The sequence below is a fragment of the Prochlorococcus marinus str. MIT 9211 genome (genome assembly GCF_000018585.1).
Classification (GTDB): Bacteria; Cyanobacteriota; Cyanobacteriia; order PCC-6307; family Cyanobiaceae; genus Prochlorococcus_D; species Prochlorococcus_D marinus_B.
This window is the reverse complement of the sequence record NC_009976.1, coordinates 319,030-337,563: the sequence shown is the minus strand read 5'-3', so window position 1 is coordinate 337,563 and position 18,534 is coordinate 319,030. Positions and strand designations below refer to the sequence as shown.

Below are 18,534 nucleotides of genomic sequence, written 5' to 3'. Positions count from 1 at the left end.
TCAATGCCAAATAGAACTTTTTATGATCCCCTTCACAAGGGGATAAGACTAGATAGCAAAGTTCCCGAGGAAGGAATGGTAATTAAATTAATTGATTCTGCACCCTTCCAAAGGCTCAGAAGAATTAAACAACTTGGTCCTGCCTACTTAACTTTTCATGGGGCAGAGTCAAGCCGATTTACTCATTCTTTAGGTGTATTTCATATAGCTCGTAGAGCACTAAAAAAACTAATTGAATTAAACCCAAGCCTTATAGATTTTAGAGGTTTGTTATATGGTTCTGCTCTATTGCATGATATTGGACATGGCCCCTTAAGTCATACTAGTGAAGAAATGTTTGGAATGAAGCATGAGAATTGGACTTCAAAATTAATACGTGAACATCCACAAATTAGCAATGCATTAAATGAATTCAAGTCTGGGCTAGGGGAACAAGTTGCAAGCCTAATCGATGGAAGCGAAACACCCTGTAAAGTCATAAAGACTTTGGTTAGCAGTCAACTAGACTGCGATAGACTCGATTACTTAATGCGCGATAGCTACAGTAGTGGCGCAGCATATGGTCAACTAGATTTAGAAAGAATTTTGTCAGCTCTTACTTTGTCTCCAGATGGGGATCTTGCGATAAATCCAAAAGGGTTGTTAGCCGTAGAGCATTATTTAATTGTCCGCAATTTAATGTATAGAAGTATCTATAATCATCGTTTAAATGAAGTTTGCAATTGGTTATTAGAGCAAATTATTCGAATAGCAAAGGAGTTAGGGCCTAAGAGAGTTTGGGCTGATAACATTATGGGGAAATGGCTTTGGAGAAATTCAGAAATAGATCTTTATGATTTTCTAGGGAACGATGATAATCGAACTTCATATCATCTTTTACGTTGGAGCGAAAATTCTCAAGAACCTCTAAATATACTTTGCAGGAATTTTCTAAATAGAAACCTTTTAAAGGCAATAGATATAGAAGATCTAAAGAAAGAGTCTCAATTAGAAGCCCTTGCTATAGCAAGAAAACTTTCTGAGAAAGCCAGTAAAGACCCTGCTATCTATTGTGGACTCCGTCATAATAAAATTTTTGGTTATCATCCCTATAAGAGTGGTCTAAGATTATGGGATGGAAAGAACCTTAAAGCGCTTGAACGAGAATCATCCCTAGTAGAAAATCTAATCAGTCCATCAGAGACAGCTTGGCTAATCCACCCAAAAGAAATTCATAATGAACTCAAGCAAGAACTTACTAAAATAAGAGATACTTACTAATTCATTTTATAAAAGGTCAGATCTGAAGTTATTTATGCATCAACATATATTCCTAACGAGTAAAAAAGATGAGGATTGGCAAAGCATTCTTTTTAGAGAATTAAAAACACTCGAGAGAGGTTTTCTAGAGATCGACTGTGGTGATAATTTCCTTAACTCCAAAGATATAACCTATATCAATAAGCAATGTATGAGAAAAGGTTTGATACTGACCACTATTAAATCTTATGTCCCAGAAACAATTGTCAGTGCAGCTGCATTGGGCTTCATAAGTGTACTGAATATGAAATATGAAATGCAACAAACAGCAAAAGACCAGTCATTCCTTCTAAATACAGAAAAAGAGGAAAACATCTTTTTCCATCAAGGAACTCTTCGTTCAGGTGAAATTCTAGAGGCGAATAGCGACTTATTGATTCACGGTGATGTAAACCCAGGTGCAATTGTTTCTGCTGGTGGAGATGTAATGATTTGGGGAAGACTCCTTGGGATAGCGCACGCCGGAAGATTTGGGAATGATCACTCAAAAATAACTGCTCTGCAGCTGAGACCTGTTCAATTGAGAATCTCCAATAAAATTGCAAGAGGTCCCAAGGAGAGACCTGAAGAAGGACTAGCAGAAGAAGCAGTAATCGAAAACGGAATAATTGTTATTAAACCAGCAAAAAGCACATAAAATCTTCTAAAGGCTTACTCCATCAAAGTTGATGGTTACTAAAAAGGAATAATTTCTTCTAAAAAGTAATTCACAGTTTTAATGGTTCAGATTGTTATTGCGCAGAATCGAATTAAAATTATTCAACTTTGCAAAGGTCCGTGACGTCAGAGGCAAGAGTGATCCTTATTTGCTCTGGGAAGGGAGGTGTTGGCAAGACAACTCTTACAGCCAACCTTGGCATTTCCCTAGCGAGCAAAGGATCCCCCACTGCAGTATTAGATGCAGATTTTGGGCTTCGAAATCTTGATCTATTACTAGGTCTAGAAAATAGAATCGTTTATACCGCCCAAGAAGTGCTTGAAGAGAATTGCAGACTAGATCAAGCACTCGTTAAGCACAAACAACAACCGAACCTCTCATTACTGCCTGCAGGGAATCCTCGGATGCTTGATTGGCTTAAGCCTGATGATATGAAGCGAATAGTAGAAATGCTTAATGACCAATTTGAATATGTCTTAATCGATTGTCCTGCTGGAGTAGAGGATGGATTCAAAAATGCAGTTGCTGCATCAAAAGAAGCAATTATTGTTACCAATCCCGAAGTTTCTGCTGTAAGAGATGCTGATCGAGTAATTGGCCTACTTAATAGTCATGGTGTAAAACCTGTTCAACTCGTCTTAAACAGAGTACGGCCCAAAATGATGGAAAGCCAAGAGATGCTATCGATTGATGACGTGACCGATATCCTTGCACTTCCATTACTAGGACTTGTACTTGAAGATGAGCAAGTCATCGTAAGTACTAATAGAGGAGAACCTCTTACACTTATTGGCAGCAATTCACCAGCAGCAAGATGCTATTCAAATATTGCTAGTCGACTTAAGGGAGAAGAAATCCCATTGATTGATCCTTCAAAAGAAGGTTCAACCCTAAGGGACAAGTTTCGCAGACTGATGCAAACAAAAATTTTCTGAATCAATGACATTAAGAGATCTCATCAACAAATTGCTTGGCCGTCAGCAAGCAAGTGCAGCAAGGGCGAGAGAACGTCTTCAGCTAGTGCTTGCACATGATAGAACTGATTTAAGCCCTGATCTTTTAGACCAAATGAGGGAGGAGATCCTGAGCGTGGTAGCCAAGTATGTAGAGATTGACGTTGAAGAAGGCGCAGTAAGTCTTGAAACAGAAGATAGGATGACAGCCCTGGTTGCGAATCTACCTATTAAGAGAACCCTTTCAGGAGATATAAAGTTAAAGGAGCAATCAACAGAATCATCTGCCTCAAAATAACGAATCCAATGAAATTGATATCCATTAAAAGATTATCGCTATCGACAATCTTTAGAGAAAAAGAAACTAAGTCTATTTTTACTAATCTCAATAGCTGGTTTCTCAAGGTTAAAAGTTAAACTAGTTAAACTTGCCGGCTTAGCTCAGCGGTAGAGCAGCGCTTTTGTAAAGCGAAGGCCATCAGTTCAAATCTGTTAGCCGGCATACACGAATCAAAAGTTTTTACTTTGTTGGCTTCCAGACAAAAGCCAAACAATAAAAAGGACTCCCAACAATCCAAAGCTCCTTAACTCAAAAAGCGGCGTACTCAAAACTATTACTGGTTTAAGAAGCCAATAAAAACTTGCTTGGATAACCAAAACAATCCCCAAAAGCCAAATCATTATTTTTCAAGGTTTTCAGGTATAACAGCACCTCTTCTTATTAAATGCCAGTTTCCAGGTCCTTGCCAGGCAATCACAGTGCTAGCAAGTCCTGAAGATTTCGGCCATGGGATTGGTCCCAGCAAAGGGAATCCAGGGAAGCATTTAGTGATTTCCTCAGGATCGATGGAAGGCTTTTGTCCCGATAAGTTCGCACTAGTTGTCGCCAAGGGTCCACTCTTAGCAAGGAACTTTTTCGCTAAATCACATTCAGGAATTCTTAGTCCAATTGAACTGCCGCCTGGATTAAGTAAGCCTACAAGGTTGCTAGATGAAGGCAAAACCATTGTCAAAGGCCCTGGCCAATACCTATTAGCCATATAAATAGCATCTTCTAAAACATTAGGATAAACAAACTTAAAAAGTTGTTTTGGGGACTCTCCCATAAGAATAAGCGGCTTCATTCTTGAACGATTTTTGATTTCCCACAACTGAGAAGAGTGCTTAGGCAAAGCAGCTAATGCAGGCAAAGTGTCAGTAGGGAATACAACAGGGGATCCCTCATTCAACTTTTTCACCAAATTACAAGAGTCAAATAAAGATAATTGCATTTAAAAAATAATCTGACACCTCAAGACTTACGTCCTATAGCAAAACGTCTAACCCCTTCAAGATCATTCTCAAAATTAACTTCCTTAAAACCATTAGCAATCAACTCATTCAACAGCCGTTCACTTTGGTCATAATGATGTTCGAAAATTAACCACCCTCCTGTTCCAAGTCCTTTCTTTGCTCCTCGAATAATCTCACGACAACAATTCATTCCATCCAGGCCTCCAGAAAGTGCCAAATGTGGCTCATTATCTCTCACAATTGGATGTAATTCACTTAACACTGCGCTTGGAATATATGGAGGGTTCGCTAATACCAAATCATATGTTCCCCACCAAGATTTTAGAGGCTGCCACCAATGCCCCAAGTGAAAATGGACATGTGAATTATTGGCTAAATTAGCTAAATTTTTTTTTGCCAAAGACAATGCATCCTTACTACAATCCACTGCATCTCCAATCCAACCAGGTAAAGATCTAGCCAAAGCTACGGCCAATACGCCTGAACCAGTTCCTAAGTCAGCCCATCGGCCAACACTTATTCCATTGCATTTCTTTAAGGCTAATTCAACAAGGATCTCTGTCTCCTGTCGCGGAATAAATACGGAAGAATTGATTTCTAACTGAAAATCTCTCCAAGGGCATTTCCCTACAAGATATTGAAGTGGCTCATTCTCATTTATATGTCTATGCCATATAAATGAAAGCTCATCTAAAGATTTTTGGAGTTCATAGTGATTATTTTGAAAAATTTTTAATCTTTGAAGAGACTCCCATCCCAGGCCTCCCCCCACATCTAGCAACCAATCAATATCTACAACTCTCCCTCCAAGGGCAAGTTGAGCCATTCTCCAGTTCAAGATATCCCTTGCTGATTTTTTTTCTTTTGACTTCATATTCATTTATCAAGAAGAGCCTTTTTGAAGATTGCTAAAGGCCACTTCAATTTTCTGTGGATAATTTCTTAATAATCGAATCCCTTTTTGATCTCGCTTTACTAAAACTAATTCAATATTCGCTTCAGCAGATAGCTGATTCTGGTCTTTCAAGAAAATCGTTTTCCAAGGCCACCTGATACCTTTTTTTGTTAAAACCCTTGATTCCATTAAGACTTCATCCCCATGATACAAGGGCGAAATATATTTAATTTGCAAATGAAAGACTGGTATTTCCAGACCTTGCTTAGATAACTCTGCGTAAGACAAGCCAACCTTAGACAAAGCATTGATTCGCCCCTCTTCAAGCCAATTAAAATATGAACCATGCCACATCACCCCTGCATGGTCCGTGTGCTGAGGCAAAACAATTTTCTTGAGCACCCAAGGCTTAAGCTGTTCTCCCTTAAATACCATTAATCAAATGAATAAGGAGAAATGACTTTCTCACTTCATTAATCCTCATAGCATCTTATAAAAGAAAAAGATCCTTAGATATCTGGATTCCCATCAATAAGAAAGTCCTGGTAGATACCTACAAAAAATTTTCTTGCTATTAAAAATCTCTTGTTTTATTTATTTTGGCCCAAGTTTTCCCTTTCCTGAATCAGAGAAGAAGCTTGACTTTTCACCATCACTGGTTGAAATATAGAGACCAATGAGGAAAATCGTTGGAATCCCAACGAAAAGAAAGCTGATAATAAAACCGAAGTTGGTGGTTTCCATGAACTCGAGCTACGAGAGGAATATCAATTACAAAGACTATAAAGGTAGAACCTCTAAGTCCACGCTAGATGGCTTAGCAGCATTAGATGTTGTAACGAGAAACAATGAAAATTGAAGCTAACAGTGCCCAAACTGAACTCAACTCAAGTAGGCAGATCCTTTCCAAGAGCTGCTTGAATAAGAGCTTTTGAATTAGGAGGAGGGGCCTGAGGTTTTGTCAAAACAACCAGAGAAGATTTAACAAGGCATTGACATGAGAGTCTCCAGTTCTTGGGACGGTTGGACAATTTTGCATTCTCAACCTCAGTTAATGGGGATAAGGAGTCCTTACCACCTCCTTCAACCGAAACAAAGCATGTAATGCATTGACCACATCCACCACAATTTCCCAAGACACCTTTAAGACCATAAAGTTGCAGACCCTCCTTTAAAGCAACTTCTCTCAAATTTTCGCCAACTTCGCATTTAACATCCCTTCCTTCTCGAATAAAACGAACCGTTGGCATGGTGAAAAAAGTTACAAAACTGATCTTTAATTTTGGCTTAAAACGAGTAAAAATGCGTTCATATAACCAGCAAAAAGAACATTTGCACTGATTTTTCAGTGTTTTAGAAGGGTCAATTTATAAATACTGGAATATCAACAGTCGTTGCAGCTAGCAACAACCTGCACCGTGATAGATAGGAGACCCTTTACGATCAACGGGTCTGGCTGCATTAAGCAGCTTCGTTACTTGAAACCTTACCCATGGGATTGCCCTGGTATCGGGTGCACACTGTCGTTATTAACGATCCTGGCCGACTCTTGGCCGTGCACCTCATGCACACTGCTTTGCTAGCCGGCTGGGCCGGCTCCATGGCCCTATATGAATTGGCCATATTTGATCCTTCTGATCCAGTCTTGAACCCTATGTGGCGCCAAGGCATGTATGTCATGCCGTTCATGGCCCGCTTAGGTGTCACAAGCAGTTGGAAGGGTTGGGACATCACTGGAGGTGTCGGCTCATTCGACTTTGATTCATTAGGGTTCTGGGGAAAAGCTCTACCTTATTCAACTTTTGAAGGGGTCGCTGTAGCACATATCCTCTTCAGTGGCCTATTAATGCTTGCTGCCATCTGGCATTGGACCTATTGGGATCTAGAGCTCTGGGAAGACTCCCGAACAGGAGAGCCAGCCTTAGATCTACCAAGAATTTTCGGAATCCATTTACTTCTTGCAGGGCTTACTTGCTTTGGTTTTGGCGCATTCCATCTATCAGCCGTTGGCATGTGGGTCTCAGACTCATATGGCCTAGGAGGTCACGTAGAAAAAGTCGCTCCTGTTTGGGGTGCAGACGGCTTCAACCCCTTTAGTGCTGGAGGAATTGTCGCTAACCATATTGGAGCTGGTCTTTTAGGAATTATTGGTGGAGTTTTCCATATCACCAACCGTCCTGGAGAAAGGCTCTATAGGAATTTAAGGATGGGAAGCCTAGAAGGTGTTCTCGCAAGTGCGCTTGCTGCAGTCCTATTTGTCTCGTTTGTGGTTGCTGGAACTATGTGGTATGGATCTGCTACCACACCAATTGAGCTATTTGGTCCTACCAGATACCAATGGGATTCTGGGTACTTCAAAACTGAAATAAATAGAAGGGTGCAAGCCTCTATAAATGAGGGTGCTTCTAAAGAAGAAGCTTATGCAGCAATCCCTGAGAAGCTAGCTTTCTATGACTATGTAGGAAATAGCCCTGCAAAAGGAGGATTATTTAGAGCTGGTGCTCTAGTTAATGGCGATGGTGTCCCAACTGGCTGGCAAGGTCACGTTTCATTCTCAGATAAAGAAGGAAATGAGCTTGAAGTCAGAAGAATGCCAAACTTCTTTGAGAACTTCCCAGTAATTCTTGAAGACAAAGATGGAAATGTCAGAGCTGACATTCCATTCCGTAGAGCAGAAGCCAAGTATTCCTTTGAACAAACAGGCATTACTGCAACAGTTTATGGTGGTGAACTAAGTGGGCAAACCTTTAGTGACCCTGTAGTTGTTAAGCGTCTTGCTCGCAAAGCACAACTTGGTGAGTCCTTTAAGTTCGATAGAGATCGCTACAAATCAGATGGGGTCTTCCGAAGTGGCCCAAGAGCATGGTTTACTTATGCTCATGCTTGCTTTGGGTTGCTCTACTTATTTGGGCACTGGTGGCATGCTGCCAGAACTCTATATCGAGATACCTTTGCTGGAATTGATCCAGACCTTGGCGACCAGGTCGAGTTTGGTCTCTTCAAGAAACTTGGAGATGAATCCACACGACGCGTCCCAGGGCGTGCTTAATTTCAAGGAATCCTTAGCCTCTATCTAAAACCTCTCTATGGAAGCCTTTTCTTACACCCTTTTAATGGCCTTGGCAGCCGTAACATTGTTCTTTGCCGTCGCTTTCCGCGATCCTCCAAAGTTCGATAAGTAAAACAAATCCAATAAAAAAGCCCTGCTTTCGCAGGGCTTTTTTATTGGGAAGTGTTATTTCTCCAACTAGATTGTCTAGACACGCATAGAAAAAATGATGATTAATTCATAGACTTTTTCGAAGAATTATTATGTGTATATAACTTAAGTAAATTTAGGCCTTCTCAGAATACGAATAAATGTATAGAGTTATAGAAAGAAGTTTTTATTTTTAGGGCAATATGCAATGCCCCTCTTGCCAAAACACTGATAGTCGCGTCTTAGAATCTCGATCTGCCGATACTGGCAAAAGTGTTCGGAGGCGAAGAGAATGTCTTAATTGTGATTTCCGTTTTACTACTTATGAAAGAGTAGAAACAGTTCCTATAACAGTTATAAAACGAAGTGAATCTAAAGAAACCTTTAGTAGAAGCAAGCTATTGAATGGTCTAATCAGAGCATGTGAAAAAACATGCATTGATAATCAAAAAATAGAATCAATTGTTGATGAAATCGAAATACAGCTCCAACAAAGAAACATGAAAGAAGTTAGCAGTTCAGATTTAGGGGAAATGGTTTTGGGGCAATTAAAAGGTCTTAGTGAAGTTGCGTATATTCGATTCGCTTCTGTCTATCGACAATTTAATGGCATTAATGATTTCGTTGAGACGCTTGAAACTTTTAAGCCAGACAAAAAATTAGCAACTGTTATCTAATTAGGCCACTCCAATATGTAGAGTGTTGTATTAGTTCCTCTAGGTAGGCAGGCCTAAGGGAAATACTTTCGCATTGCCATAACAGGCATACTGCTAATTAATCATGGTTGAAAACTCACCTGAGGCTTCACAAAAGCTAGAGACAGAAGAACAGGCAGCTAAGAGTATTGATGAGAGTCAAACCTCTTCACCAGAAATTAATAACAAGACTCCTGAAGAAACAGGTAACCAAGTAGACACAGATATTCCTGAAGATATCCCAACAGCAGATGATCCTTCTAGCAGAGTAAAAAAACACGATTTTGATGGAGTAGGTTTTACTCTTGAAGAGTTTGACTCACTTTTAAGCAAATACGATTACAACTTCAAGCCTGGCGACATTGTCAATGGAACAGTTTTTGCTCTTGAAACAAAGGGAGCGATGATTGATATAGGAGCAAAAACGGCAGCTTTCATGCCAATGCAAGAAGTATCCATTAATCGTGTTGAAGGTTTAAGCGATGTACTCCAACCTTCAGAAGTAAGACAATTTTTTATAATGAGTGAAGAGAATGAAGATGGTCAACTTTCACTTTCTATCCGGAGGATTGAATATCAGCGCGCATGGGAAAGAGTGAGACAACTTCAAAAGGAAGATGCAACTATTTACTCAGAAGTATTTGCAACAAATAGAGGCGGAGCACTTGTAAGAGTAGAAGGACTTAGAGGCTTTATACCTGGTTCTCATATTAGTACTAGGAAAGCTAAAGAAGAATTAGTCGCAGAGTTCTTACCACTAAAGTTTTTAGAAGTTGACGAAGAGAGAAATAGATTAGTACTAAGTCATAGGCGTGCCTTAGTCGAAAGAAAAATGAATCGATTAGAAGTTGGTGAAGTTGTTGTTGGTGCTGTGAGAGGAATAAAACCATATGGAGCTTTCATAGATATAGGAGGGGTAAGTGGACTGCTTCATATCTCGGAAATTAGCCATGAACATATTGAAACCCCTCATTCAGTTCTAAATGTCAATGATCAGATGAAAGTGATGATTATTGACCTAGATGCAGAGAGAGGACGTATTTCTCTTTCGACAAAAGCACTTGAGCCTGAGCCTGGGGATATGCTGAGCGACCCACAGAAAGTATTTGACAAAGCCGAAGAAATGGCTGCTAAATACAAGGAAATGTTACTTGAGCAAGCAGAGGAAGGTGAAAACCCAATAGCAACAATGGAAATTTAGATATAACCTCTGTAATGCCTCAATTATGCCTTCGAGGTAAATTTATAGGTAGTGTAAAAGCAATTTTATTTGATAAGGATGGAACTTTAGTTGACAGTGAAAAACGCCTAATTGCCCTTTCTCAACTAAGAGTCAAAGAAGCTATTAATGTCTATAAGAAGATTAGTAATTCAGCGAGTGCAATCTCTAAACTCAAACAGTTTTTATATTCAGCATATGGATTCTCTCCTCAAGGGATTAAAGCAAATGGGTCAATGGCAATTGCATCTAGAAGTGATAACTTGATATCAACCGCCACGGTTTTTTCTATTTTGGGAGAAAGTTGGCCAAAGTCTCTTTTATTAGCAAATCAAGTTTTCTTAGCGGTAGATAACATTCTTGATAGCTCAAGTAAGCCTTCACATGCCAGTCAACTATTGCCAGGAGCAGAAAAACTTCTTCAAAGCTTAAAAAGCTCAGGTATATACTTAGGTTTAATTAGCAATGACACCAAAGAAGGGATTAGCAAGTTTCTCAGAATTAATAACCTTGAAGAAGTTTTCGACAGTTTTTGGAGTGCAGAGCACTATCCTCCTAAACCCTCACCAGACGCAGCTATAGGACTTTGCAAAACACTGGAAGCTAAGAGTTCAGAATGTGCGCTCATTGGTGATGCTGATAGTGATCTTTTAATGGCCAGAAAAAGTAATATAAAAATTGTTCTTGGATACACAGCTGGATGGACAAGCCAACCTTTGCTATATGAACATGACCATCTAATTCATCATTGGGATGAATTAAATATTCAGTAAAATCTTAAACTTTCAACCTGGGCAATCACGCTTGATAGTCAATGAGCCAATTTGTATTTACATCTGAGTCAGTTACTGAAGGGCATCCTGACAAAATTTGCGATCAAATAAGTGATGCAGTTCTAGATGCATTACTAACTCAAGATCCACATAGCAGAGTTGCGTGTGAAGCTGTTGTTAATACTGGTTTATGCCTTATTACAGGGGAAGTAACTTCTACAGCAGAAGTTGACTTCATTAATCTTGTAAGGAGCGTAATAAAAGAGATTGGCTATAAAGATGCTCAAGCAGGAGGCTTTGATGCAAACAGTTGTGCTGTATTAGTAGCACTTGATAAACAATCACCTGACATTGCAAAAGGTGTTGATACAGCTGAAGATCATACTGATGACCCCTTTGACAAAATTGGAGCTGGTGACCAAGGGATAATGTTTGGCTATGCCTGCAACGAGACACCTGAGCTAATGCCTTTACCTATAAGCCTTGCTCATAGACTTGCTAGGCAACTTGCGAAAATTCGGCACCAAGGGACCCTTAAGTATTTACTGCCTGACGGGAAAACCCAAGTCAGCGTTATTTATGAGAACAATGAACCAATAGCAATAGACACTATTGTTATTTCTACTCAACACACATCGGAGATTGATGATCTTTCAAGTGAGGCAGACATCAGAGAACGTATAACTAAAGACCTTTGGGAATACGTTGTCAAACCTGCTACTAGCGACCTGAAATTACAGCCTAATCAAGAAAAAACTCGATTTCTAGTTAATCCCACAGGAAAGTTTGTAGTTGGAGGTCCCCAAGGAGATGCTGGCCTGACTGGCAGGAAAATTATTGTCGATACCTACGGAGGTTATGCAAGGCATGGTGGAGGTGCATTCTCAGGGAAGGACCCTACAAAAGTAGATCGATCGGCCGCTTATGCAGCAAGGTTTGTTGCCAAGTCAATTGTTGCTGCAAAGCTTGCAAAGCGAGTAGAAGTTCAACTTAGTTACGCAATAGGAGTGGCCAATCCAGTCTCAATACTGGTAGAAGCATATGGCAGTGGGAAGATGTCAAATCAAGAGCTAACTAAAGTAGTTAAAAAACATTTTGATCTACGTCCAGGAGCAATTATTGAGCAATTCAATCTAAAGAACCTACCCAGCAAGAGATCTGGTCGGTTCTATAGAGATACTGCAGCTTATGGGCATTTTGGGCGTCCGGATCTTAACTTACCTTGGGAGAAAGTAGATGAGAAAGCAAAAGAACTAATTGCATTACACAATTAAAACCTGTATCAATGGGAAGTCTTCCCTTAGCGCTAGGAATAGACCTTGGTACTAGTGGTGTTCGCATTGCAATAGTCAATAGAAATAAAGACCTAATTTATACTTCATCAGTAAATTATGAAAATAACCTAGAAGATTATCATGATTGGATTAATTCTTGTGAAAAACTAATTAGAGAAATACCAAAATCATTCAAATCTAATCTAGTTGCCTGCTCTGTAGATGGAACTTCAGGAACGATAATAGCATGTGATTTTCAAGGGGATCCTATTAGCAAAGCAGTTCCTTATCATAGTAATTGTATAGATGAAACAAAGGGAATATTAAAACTAAGCACTATAAAAAATAGCTCTCTAGAAAGATATAGTAGCATTAGAAAAGCATTATATTTAACTAATAAGTATGGATGCGATATATTACTAAGGCATCAGGCCGACTGGATTACTGGTTGGTTGTTAAATAATTGGGATTTAGGGGAAGAAGGAAATAACATTAAACTTGGCTGGAATCTCCTAAGTAAAACATGGCTTAAAGATGTTCAAAATTTAGAGTGGCGTAATTGTCTCCCAAAAATAATTTCTAGCGGGAATTTATTTGGTACAGTTTCATCATCTATTTCTAAAAGATTAGATCTTCCTAGGAATCTTAAAGTATTTGCAGGAACAACAGATTCAAATGCAGCTGTTCTTGCTGTAAATCCATCATCAACTGATGGCGTAACAGTTTTAGGAAGTACATTAGTAATTAAAAGATTTGTAAATGGGCCTATTAGAAGTCATGGTATTACTAACCATTTGGTTGGGGGTCAATGGCTTTCAGGGGGTGCATCTAATACAGGTGCAGCTGTTTTAAGAAGATTCTTTTCTGATGAAGATCTGATAGAGCTGAGTAGACAGATAAATCCAGAAATAGATAGTGGTTTAAAGCTAATGCCTCTTATGATAAAAGGAGAGCGATTCCCAGTTAACGACCCTGACCTAGAACCAATTCTTGGGCCTAGGCCAACGAGTGACTCTCTATATCTCCATGGACTCCTCGAAAGCATTGCCCGTATAGAAGCCCAAGGATGGAATAAGTTTGAAAAACTCGGTATTAAAGCGCCTCAAAGAATAATTACTATTGGTGGCGGAGCACGCAATCCTCAATGGCGTCGTATAAGGGAAAGAATAATTGGAATCCCCATACTTTCTTCCAAAAAGCAGCCTGCAGAAGGGGTAGCTCTATTAGCGATGCAATCAATTCATAAATCCTTATGAGGCTTTTTAGCCCAGAAGAGCAACAGCCTAGTAAGGTCGTATTTAGCGCTGATATAAAATCAACAAATCGCATTGGCGATAAGCCGGGATAGCTCAGTTGGTAGAGCAGGCGACTGAAAATCGCCGTGTCCCCAGTTCAAATCTGGGTCCTGGCATTTCAAAATGAGCACAACTATGTGTGTAGATTTTTCTATTGAATTCAATCAGAATTAAAGTTATATTCCATAAATACAAAGGCTCTTAGTCAATTAGAAGATTAACAATGGAACATAAAAATAATCTTTACAATAATGCTGACAGCTTTTCTATGGCATTTGACGAGGCATGGAAAAGCAAAGAGTTATCAAAACAAAATCTTCTTGATAAAGAAGAAAAGATAAGAAAAACCCTTGAAATGATAAAGGATCATCCATTCATAATAAATTCATCAAAAGAAGCAATTAAAGTAGCCAAATTCCGTATTCGGCTTCTTGACCTTCAATAACTACTAATTACTTATCCTTTCCGATCCATCTCCTACTCGCCAAAATTGCAGACCTGCATCGAATACTTTTTCTGAATCTACAATTGACCTTGCATCAAAAACCCATGCAGGATTTCTCATCTTTTTAGAAATCTCAACCCAGTCAATCTGAGAATATTGGTGCCACTCAGTAAGAATCAAAACTGCATCTGCAAAACTACAAGCATCGGCAATATCTTTCGCAAAGCACCAAATACCTTCTCCTAATTTTTCATTAGAGCCAAATTCCTTAGAAACAAAAGACTTGCTTTCTGGTAAGTCCAAGTCAACAGCTATTTGCTTTGGGTCTACCTTTGGATCATGAATTGATAGCTGAGCGCCTTCATCTAACAAATCCTTTGCGATGTTAATAGCCGAAGATTCCCTAGTGTCATTAGTATTTGCCTTAAAGGCGAAGCCAAGCATTGCCACCCTTTTCCCGGACAAAGTGCCAAAAAGCTTCTTGACCACTAATCTTGAGATTCTATGTTGATGCCAAGTATTTAGATCTACCACTCCCTCCCAAAAATCAGCCACTTCAGGTAAGCCAAAGTAGCGTGATAAATAAACAAGATTAAGAATATCTTTTTTAAAGCAACTGCCTCCAAAACCAGGACCTGCATCAAGAAACTTTGAGCCAATTCGGCTATCAGTTCCAATCGCGCGCGCAACCTCTCTTACATCTGCTCCAGTGGCCTCACATAAAGCGCCAATTGAATTTATTGAACTTATTCTCTGAGCCAAAAATGCATTAGCGGTGAGCTTAGCCAATTCACTACTCCAGACATTTGTTCTTAAAATCTTTTCTTCAGGAACCCAATGCTGATAAATCCATGCCAAAGAATTAATTGCTTGAGAGTTTTCACCTCCTATAAGGACTCGATCAGGCTCTTCCAGATCATGAATCGCACTTCCTTCAGCCAAGAATTCAGGGTTGGATAAAACTTCAAAAGTAGGAGAATTCAAATCTCGGTCTAAGGACGACTGAGCAGCCTCCAAAATTGTTTTAATTACTTCGGCAGTTCTAACTGGCAAAGTACTTTTTTCTACGACAATGGTATGTCCTTTTGCAAAATTTGCGACTTGGCGAGCACAGGCTTCTACCCACTTGAGATCACTCGCTTTACCGGCGCCTAATCCCTTAGTCTTTGTTGGAGTATTCACCGATATGAAAACCATATCAGCTTCTGAGATTGCCTTTTCTACCTCTATAGAAAAATGCAGATTTCTATGTCTTGCACGGTTGATAACCAAATCCAAGCCTGGTTCATAAACTGGCAATTTAGTTAAGTCGGAACTATTCCATGCGTTAATTCTTGACTGATTAATGTCTACAACTTTCACCTGTATAGAAGGACACCTGTCAGCAATAACAGCCATTGTGGGTCCACCAACATACCCTGCACCTATACAACAAATATTTTTAATCGTCGCTGGAGATTTAGATCCACTCATTGGAGCACCCGAATGAATAAAGACATTATGTAAAAAGGAAATTCCAAAAAATTAATTATAGAAATATTAATCTCTTTAGATGAGATCATTCAATAATAAAGAGCTTATTTTGAAAAACTCGAATCAATTAACTCCCTTAGGTCTCGCGAGACTTAGCTTATTCCAAGGGTGCTTAGGCTGCCTGGCTGTCATCTTTGCTGGGATGCTTAACAGAATCATGATCTCAGAGCTTGCATTTCCAGCAATTCTTGTAGGAGGAGGGCTTGCTTTTGAGCAATTGGTAGCACCTTCAAGAGTTTTATTTGGGAACCTATCAGACAATTGGCCAATTAGAGAGAGAAAAAGAACTCCATATATATATCTAGGGTCAGCTGCATTTTGCATATTAGCTGTACTATCTATCCCAATAATATTTATTACTGAAGAGGCATTAGCCTCAGGTTCTTTCATTGCTATTGCATCAAGTGCTATTGGTCTATGTACATTATTTGCTTTATATGGTCTAGCTATATCTATGGCTACTACTCCTTATCTAGCGTTAGTTATTGATCTAACTACTGAGAAAGAAAGGCCTAAAGTAGTAGGAATAATATGGTGCATGCTAACAATAGGAATTGTTGTGGGAGCAATTGCAATTTCAATAACGACTAAGGGACTAGATGGAATAACTGATCCTTTACTACTTCAACCAACTCTCCAAAAATTTATGCTAAGAGTGAGTTTAATTATTTTTACTATATCTATATTTTCTTGTCTTGGTATTGAGCCAAAGAGTAATAAATTTAAGTCAAAAGAAAGAAAGCAAAGGCAAGAAATAGGTTTAAAACCTGCCTGGAATTTAATACGATCTAGCAATCAAATATTTATATTTTTCAGCTTCCTGATACTTTATACATTAGGGCTTTTCCTGCAAGACCCAATTCTTGAAAGTTTTGGCGCAGAGGTATTTAACCTGCCTATCTCAAAGACAACATTATTGAATGCATATTGGGGAATTGGAACTTTAATAGGACTTCTAATTGCAGGTTTATGGATTACACCCCGGATTGGCAAGTTTAAAGCTGCTAAAATTGGATGCTGGATGATTACTACCTCTTTAATATTAATCATTATAAGTGGCTATACAAAAGATGAAAACTTACTTTTTGGAGTGTTATTAATCTTTGGATTAGCCGCAGGAATAGCTACTAATAGTGCTCTTTCTTTAATGCTAGATCTAACTCTTCCAGAGGTTGCAGGTACTTTTGTAGGGGTTTGGGGCCTAGCTCAAGCATTATCAAGAGCAATGGGGAAACTACTAGGAGGAGGGCTTTTAGACATCGGGAGGGTTATAAGTGGTCCTAATAATCCTTTGCTTGCATTCTCGTTTGTATTTAGTCTTGAAATAATTATAACTATAATTGCAGTTTTAATACTTAATAATGTTAGTGTTAACAAGTTCAAGCAAGAAACATCAGCTAAGATGGAAGATATACTTATGGCAGAACTTGATAATTAGTCAATTAAAAACCAACCAATAGGAAAATTAAATGGTTCTTATTAGCAAAAATGAACTTGAGAATATACTCTCAGAAATCAACAACAATAAACCCGTAGGGTATGGCAAAACTAGAGTTTCTGGTAGCAATCAAACAACTTATTTTATGCACTCAAAGAGTGCTTGCATGCCTGGACAACAAGAAAAGTTCACCTCAAATATCAATTCCAAGCTTGAGCAAGACGTAAAATACCCAGAAAATCATTTTACAAGAGTTTTTAAAAGAGAGAAATATCTATTACAAAAGAAGCCAATTGGCAAAAAGTATAACCATAATTATCACCAAGTATTTACCTTCAAAGAATACTTACCTTATGATGACATCTCGCTTGAGGAAGCAATACAATCTTCTTATCGTCAAGTATTTGGAAATTTATATCCTATGGAGAGTCAAAGACCAATAGATATTGAAAGAAGGCTAAGGAATGGAGATATTCCTATCAGAGAGTTCATTAGAAGCCTAGCAAAATCTACTTTTTATCGAAACAACTATTTCGATAGAGTTAGCCAAAAAAAATGCATACAGCTAAGTTTCAAACATTTACTTGGAAGGCCATTATTCAACAGCCATGAGCTTATAAGCAACATAGAGTTAATCCATTCAGAGGGGTATGAAGCCCATGTAGATTCCCTAGTAGATTCTTTAGAGTATGAAGAGTTTTTTGGAGAAGATTTAGTTCCTTACCAAAGATTCTGGGATTCACCTATAGGAGCTCAGACATCAAGTTTTATAAATACAGCTCTATATGCAAAAGGCTTTGCTAGAAGTGATAACGTAATTTATGGAATAAGTAACCAATAGAAGAATGGCTATAAACCGCCCTACTTCCAACGAAAAACCTGGTGACCAGTCTGCAGATACACCCTCTGGGAAAAAAGTGCCAATGGCCATGTCTATGATGGTGGACTCTATGGTAAGGATGATACAGAAAGGAACAACTGATAAAGGAATCGACTCTAGTAGTGAAGAGCCCCTTCAAACTCAAAATGAACATTGAGCAATTTGTTGCTCAAAGCTTGGGTGAATGGAAGGCAATGAGAAGCAGTCATTCTCTAGCCTTTAAACAATTCGAAGAAATAATAAGCAAAATTATAATTAAACCGCTAGATATTAATGATTCAAATATACAAGAGCTTATAGAAGATAGTATTTATAAGAAAGAAGAGATGGTACAACCTTTTCAAATAGAATGGCAAGCAGAAAGCAACTGGGAGGAAGATTCAGAACAAAAAGATATGAAAGGTAGTAGCATTCTTATTCCAATATTAAGAAGAAGTAAAAATGGTATTATTATTCGCAGTATTGGTTATACCGAAAAAGTCAGAGCCATTTCATATTTTAAATTTCTAGAAGACGGAACGATGATTCTTTCTACTCAGTATAATCAATCAACAGCAGAAGAACGGATTTGGTTTATATCTAATAGTGTAAGATGTCGCTCATCTGTTGTACGCTCAAAAGATTCATCAGCAATACTACAAACTTCATTTTCTTCCGAAGTAAAGTTAAGAGGTAATCCATAATT

At 38.7% G+C, this 18,534-nt stretch carries 22 protein-coding genes and 2 tRNA genes; 18 read left to right on the top strand and 6 right to left on the bottom strand.

All coding sequences use genetic code 11. From position 1 onward, the window contains the following. The first annotated feature begins 3 nt into the window (after nt 1-3). The 5 genes from P9211_RS01770 (at nt 4) to P9211_RS01750 (ending at nt 3,412) form a co-directional block, all read left to right on the top strand. Entirely contained in the window at nt 4-1,260 is a 1,257-nt protein-coding gene (locus P9211_RS01770) for an HD domain-containing protein (protein ID WP_012194914.1), read from the top strand. Nucleotides 1,261-1,294: 34 nt separating this feature from the next. Continuing rightward, nucleotides 1,295-1,936 carry a septum site-determining protein MinC gene (locus tag P9211_RS01765; RefSeq protein ID WP_012194913.1) on the top strand — a complete coding sequence of 214 codons (642 nt, stop codon included), beginning with the start codon at nt 1,295-1,297 and terminating at the stop codon, nt 1,934-1,936. A gap of 140 nt (nt 1,937-2,076) precedes the next feature. Next, on the top strand, nt 2,077-2,892 hold the full coding sequence (gene minD / locus P9211_RS01760; RefSeq protein WP_012194912.1) for a septum site-determining protein MinD: 816 nt from the start codon (nt 2,077-2,079) through the stop codon (nt 2,890-2,892). Between the two features lie 4 nt (nt 2,893-2,896). After that, entirely contained in the window at nt 2,897-3,208 is a 312-nt protein-coding gene (gene minE / locus P9211_RS01755) for a cell division topological specificity factor MinE (protein ID WP_012194911.1), read from the top strand. 132 nt (nt 3,209-3,340) lie between these two features. Further along, nucleotides 3,341-3,412 (top strand) — tRNA-Thr (locus P9211_RS01750). Nucleotides 3,413-3,590: 178 nt separating this feature from the next. Here the strand turns inward: P9211_RS01750 and P9211_RS01745 are convergent. The 5 genes from P9211_RS01745 to P9211_RS01730 form a co-directional block, all read right to left on the bottom strand. Further along, entirely contained in the window at nt 3,591-4,181 is a 591-nt protein-coding gene (locus P9211_RS01745; RefSeq protein WP_012194909.1) for an L-threonylcarbamoyladenylate synthase, read from the bottom strand. Nucleotides 4,182-4,201: 20 nt separating this feature from the next. Beyond that, entirely contained in the window at nt 4,202-5,083 is an 882-nt protein-coding gene (prmC, locus tag P9211_RS01740; protein ID WP_012194908.1) for a peptide chain release factor N(5)-glutamine methyltransferase, read from the bottom strand. Between the two features lie 3 nt (nt 5,084-5,086). Beyond that, the gene (locus P9211_RS01735) at nt 5,087-5,533 is read right to left on the bottom strand and encodes an acyl-CoA thioesterase (RefSeq protein WP_012194907.1); all 447 of its coding nucleotides are present in this window, start codon (nt 5,531-5,533) and stop codon (nt 5,087-5,089) included. 159 nt (nt 5,534-5,692) lie between these two features. Then, nucleotides 5,693-5,842 carry a photosystem II reaction center protein PsbM gene (psbM, locus tag P9211_RS09205; RefSeq protein WP_086934865.1) on the bottom strand — a complete coding sequence of 50 codons (150 nt, stop codon included), beginning with the start codon at nt 5,840-5,842 and terminating at the stop codon, nt 5,693-5,695. A 143-nt stretch (nt 5,843-5,985) separates the two neighbouring features. Then, the gene (locus P9211_RS01730) at nt 5,986-6,348 is read right to left on the bottom strand and encodes a 2Fe-2S iron-sulfur cluster-binding protein (protein WP_012194906.1); all 363 of its coding nucleotides are present in this window, start codon (nt 6,346-6,348) and stop codon (nt 5,986-5,988) included. 242 nt (nt 6,349-6,590) lie between these two features. On the opposite strand from P9211_RS01730, the gene psbB reads away from it, so the two are divergent. From psbB to P9211_RS01690, 9 genes are all read left to right on the top strand, one after another. Further along, a complete protein-coding gene (gene psbB / locus P9211_RS01725; RefSeq protein ID WP_012194905.1) occupies nt 6,591-8,147 on the top strand; it encodes a photosystem II chlorophyll-binding protein CP47 in 1,557 nt (518 codons plus the stop codon). Between the two features lie 37 nt (nt 8,148-8,184). Next, nucleotides 8,185-8,280, top strand: a complete 96-nt coding sequence (locus P9211_RS09200) for a photosystem II reaction center protein T (protein ID WP_012194904.1) — start codon at nt 8,185-8,187, stop codon at nt 8,278-8,280. 220 nt (nt 8,281-8,500) lie between these two features. Further along, nucleotides 8,501-8,974: a transcriptional regulator NrdR gene (gene nrdR / locus P9211_RS01720; RefSeq protein ID WP_012194903.1), complete on the top strand. Its 474-nt coding sequence runs from the start codon at nt 8,501-8,503 to the stop codon at nt 8,972-8,974. A gap of 103 nt (nt 8,975-9,077) precedes the next feature. After that, nucleotides 9,078-10,193 (top strand): 30S ribosomal protein S1, encoded by a 1,116-nt coding sequence (locus P9211_RS01715; RefSeq protein ID WP_012194902.1) that lies wholly within the window; start codon nt 9,078-9,080, stop codon nt 10,191-10,193. Nucleotides 10,194-10,207: 14 nt separating this feature from the next. Next, complete coding sequence (locus P9211_RS01710; protein ID WP_012194901.1) at nt 10,208-10,984, top strand: HAD family hydrolase; 777 nt, start codon at nt 10,208-10,210, stop codon at nt 10,982-10,984. A 41-nt stretch (nt 10,985-11,025) separates the two neighbouring features. Further along, nucleotides 11,026-12,258: a methionine adenosyltransferase gene (metK, locus tag P9211_RS01705; protein WP_012194900.1), complete on the top strand. Its 1,233-nt coding sequence runs from the start codon at nt 11,026-11,028 to the stop codon at nt 12,256-12,258. Nucleotides 12,259-12,269: 11 nt separating this feature from the next. Then, a complete protein-coding gene (locus tag P9211_RS01700) occupies nt 12,270-13,514 on the top strand; it encodes an FGGY-family carbohydrate kinase (protein WP_012194899.1) in 1,245 nt (414 codons plus the stop codon). A gap of 82 nt (nt 13,515-13,596) precedes the next feature. After that, a tRNA-Phe gene (locus tag P9211_RS01695) sits at nt 13,597-13,669 on the top strand. Between the two features lie 107 nt (nt 13,670-13,776). Beyond that, nucleotides 13,777-13,998: a hypothetical protein gene (locus tag P9211_RS01690; RefSeq protein ID WP_012194898.1), complete on the top strand. Its 222-nt coding sequence runs from the start codon at nt 13,777-13,779 to the stop codon at nt 13,996-13,998. A 3-nt stretch (nt 13,999-14,001) separates the two neighbouring features. Here the strand turns inward: P9211_RS01690 and P9211_RS01685 are convergent, their stop codons facing one another. Beyond that, nucleotides 14,002-15,471, bottom strand: a complete 1,470-nt coding sequence (locus P9211_RS01685) for a nucleotide sugar dehydrogenase (protein WP_012194897.1) — start codon at nt 15,469-15,471, stop codon at nt 14,002-14,004. Between the two features lie 79 nt (nt 15,472-15,550). Here P9211_RS01685 and P9211_RS01680 point away from each other — a divergent pair, with 79 nt between their 5' ends. The 4 genes from P9211_RS01680 to P9211_RS01665 are packed head-to-tail and all read left to right on the top strand — an operon-like array spanning nt 15,551 to nt 18,532. Next, nucleotides 15,551-16,969: a BCD family MFS transporter gene (locus P9211_RS01680; RefSeq protein WP_012194896.1), complete on the top strand. Its 1,419-nt coding sequence runs from the start codon at nt 15,551-15,553 to the stop codon at nt 16,967-16,969. Between the two features lie 31 nt (nt 16,970-17,000). After that, complete coding sequence (locus P9211_RS01675) at nt 17,001-17,810, top strand: phycobilisome rod-core linker polypeptide (protein ID WP_012194895.1); 810 nt, start codon at nt 17,001-17,003, stop codon at nt 17,808-17,810. 4 nt (nt 17,811-17,814) lie between these two features. Next, nucleotides 17,815-18,006, top strand: a complete 192-nt coding sequence (locus tag P9211_RS01670) for a hypothetical protein (RefSeq protein WP_012194894.1) — start codon at nt 17,815-17,817, stop codon at nt 18,004-18,006. Further along, on the top strand, nt 17,996-18,532 hold the full coding sequence (locus tag P9211_RS01665) for a phycobiliprotein lyase (protein ID WP_012194893.1): 537 nt from the start codon (nt 17,996-17,998) through the stop codon (nt 18,530-18,532). The genes P9211_RS01670 and P9211_RS01665 overlap by 11 nt, the downstream gene beginning before the upstream one ends. The last annotated feature ends 2 nt before the right edge of the window (nt 18,533-18,534 follow it).

Coding starts and splice junctions, on each gene's coding strand:
- P9211_RS01770 (WP_012194914.1), top strand. CDS start 4: ATGCCAAATAGAACTTTTTATGATCCCCTTCACAAGGGGATAAGACTA.
- P9211_RS01765 (WP_012194913.1), top strand. CDS start 1,295: ATGCATCAACATATATTCCTAACGAGTAAAAAAGATGAGGATTGGCAA.
- minE (WP_012194911.1), top strand. CDS start 2,897: ATGACATTAAGAGATCTCATCAACAAATTGCTTGGCCGTCAGCAAGCA.
- P9211_RS01745 (WP_012194909.1), bottom strand. CDS start 4,181: ATGCAATTATCTTTATTTGACTCTTGTAATTTGGTGAAAAAGTTGAAT.
- prmC (WP_012194908.1), bottom strand. CDS start 5,083: ATGAATATGAAGTCAAAAGAAAAAAAATCAGCAAGGGATATCTTGAAC.
- P9211_RS01735 (WP_012194907.1), bottom strand. CDS start 5,533: ATGGTATTTAAGGGAGAACAGCTTAAGCCTTGGGTGCTCAAGAAAATT.
- psbM (WP_086934865.1), bottom strand. CDS start 5,842: ATGGAAACCACCAACTTCGGTTTTATTATCAGCTTTCTTTTCGTTGGG.
- P9211_RS01730 (WP_012194906.1), bottom strand. CDS start 6,348: ATGCCAACGGTTCGTTTTATTCGAGAAGGAAGGGATGTTAAATGCGAA.
- psbB (WP_012194905.1), top strand. CDS start 6,591: ATGGGATTGCCCTGGTATCGGGTGCACACTGTCGTTATTAACGATCCT.
- P9211_RS09200 (WP_012194904.1), top strand. CDS start 8,185: ATGGAAGCCTTTTCTTACACCCTTTTAATGGCCTTGGCAGCCGTAACA.
- nrdR (WP_012194903.1), top strand. CDS start 8,501: ATGCAATGCCCCTCTTGCCAAAACACTGATAGTCGCGTCTTAGAATCT.
- P9211_RS01715 (WP_012194902.1), top strand. CDS start 9,078: ATGGTTGAAAACTCACCTGAGGCTTCACAAAAGCTAGAGACAGAAGAA.
- P9211_RS01710 (WP_012194901.1), top strand. CDS start 10,208: ATGCCTCAATTATGCCTTCGAGGTAAATTTATAGGTAGTGTAAAAGCA.
- metK (WP_012194900.1), top strand. CDS start 11,026: ATGAGCCAATTTGTATTTACATCTGAGTCAGTTACTGAAGGGCATCCT.
- P9211_RS01700 (WP_012194899.1), top strand. CDS start 12,270: ATGGGAAGTCTTCCCTTAGCGCTAGGAATAGACCTTGGTACTAGTGGT.
- P9211_RS01690 (WP_012194898.1), top strand. CDS start 13,777: ATGGAACATAAAAATAATCTTTACAATAATGCTGACAGCTTTTCTATG.
- P9211_RS01685 (WP_012194897.1), bottom strand. CDS start 15,471: ATGAGTGGATCTAAATCTCCAGCGACGATTAAAAATATTTGTTGTATA.
- P9211_RS01680 (WP_012194896.1), top strand. CDS start 15,551: ATGAGATCATTCAATAATAAAGAGCTTATTTTGAAAAACTCGAATCAA.
- P9211_RS01675 (WP_012194895.1), top strand. CDS start 17,001: ATGGTTCTTATTAGCAAAAATGAACTTGAGAATATACTCTCAGAAATC.
- P9211_RS01670 (WP_012194894.1), top strand. CDS start 17,815: ATGGCTATAAACCGCCCTACTTCCAACGAAAAACCTGGTGACCAGTCT.
- P9211_RS01665 (WP_012194893.1), top strand. CDS start 17,996: ATGAACATTGAGCAATTTGTTGCTCAAAGCTTGGGTGAATGGAAGGCA.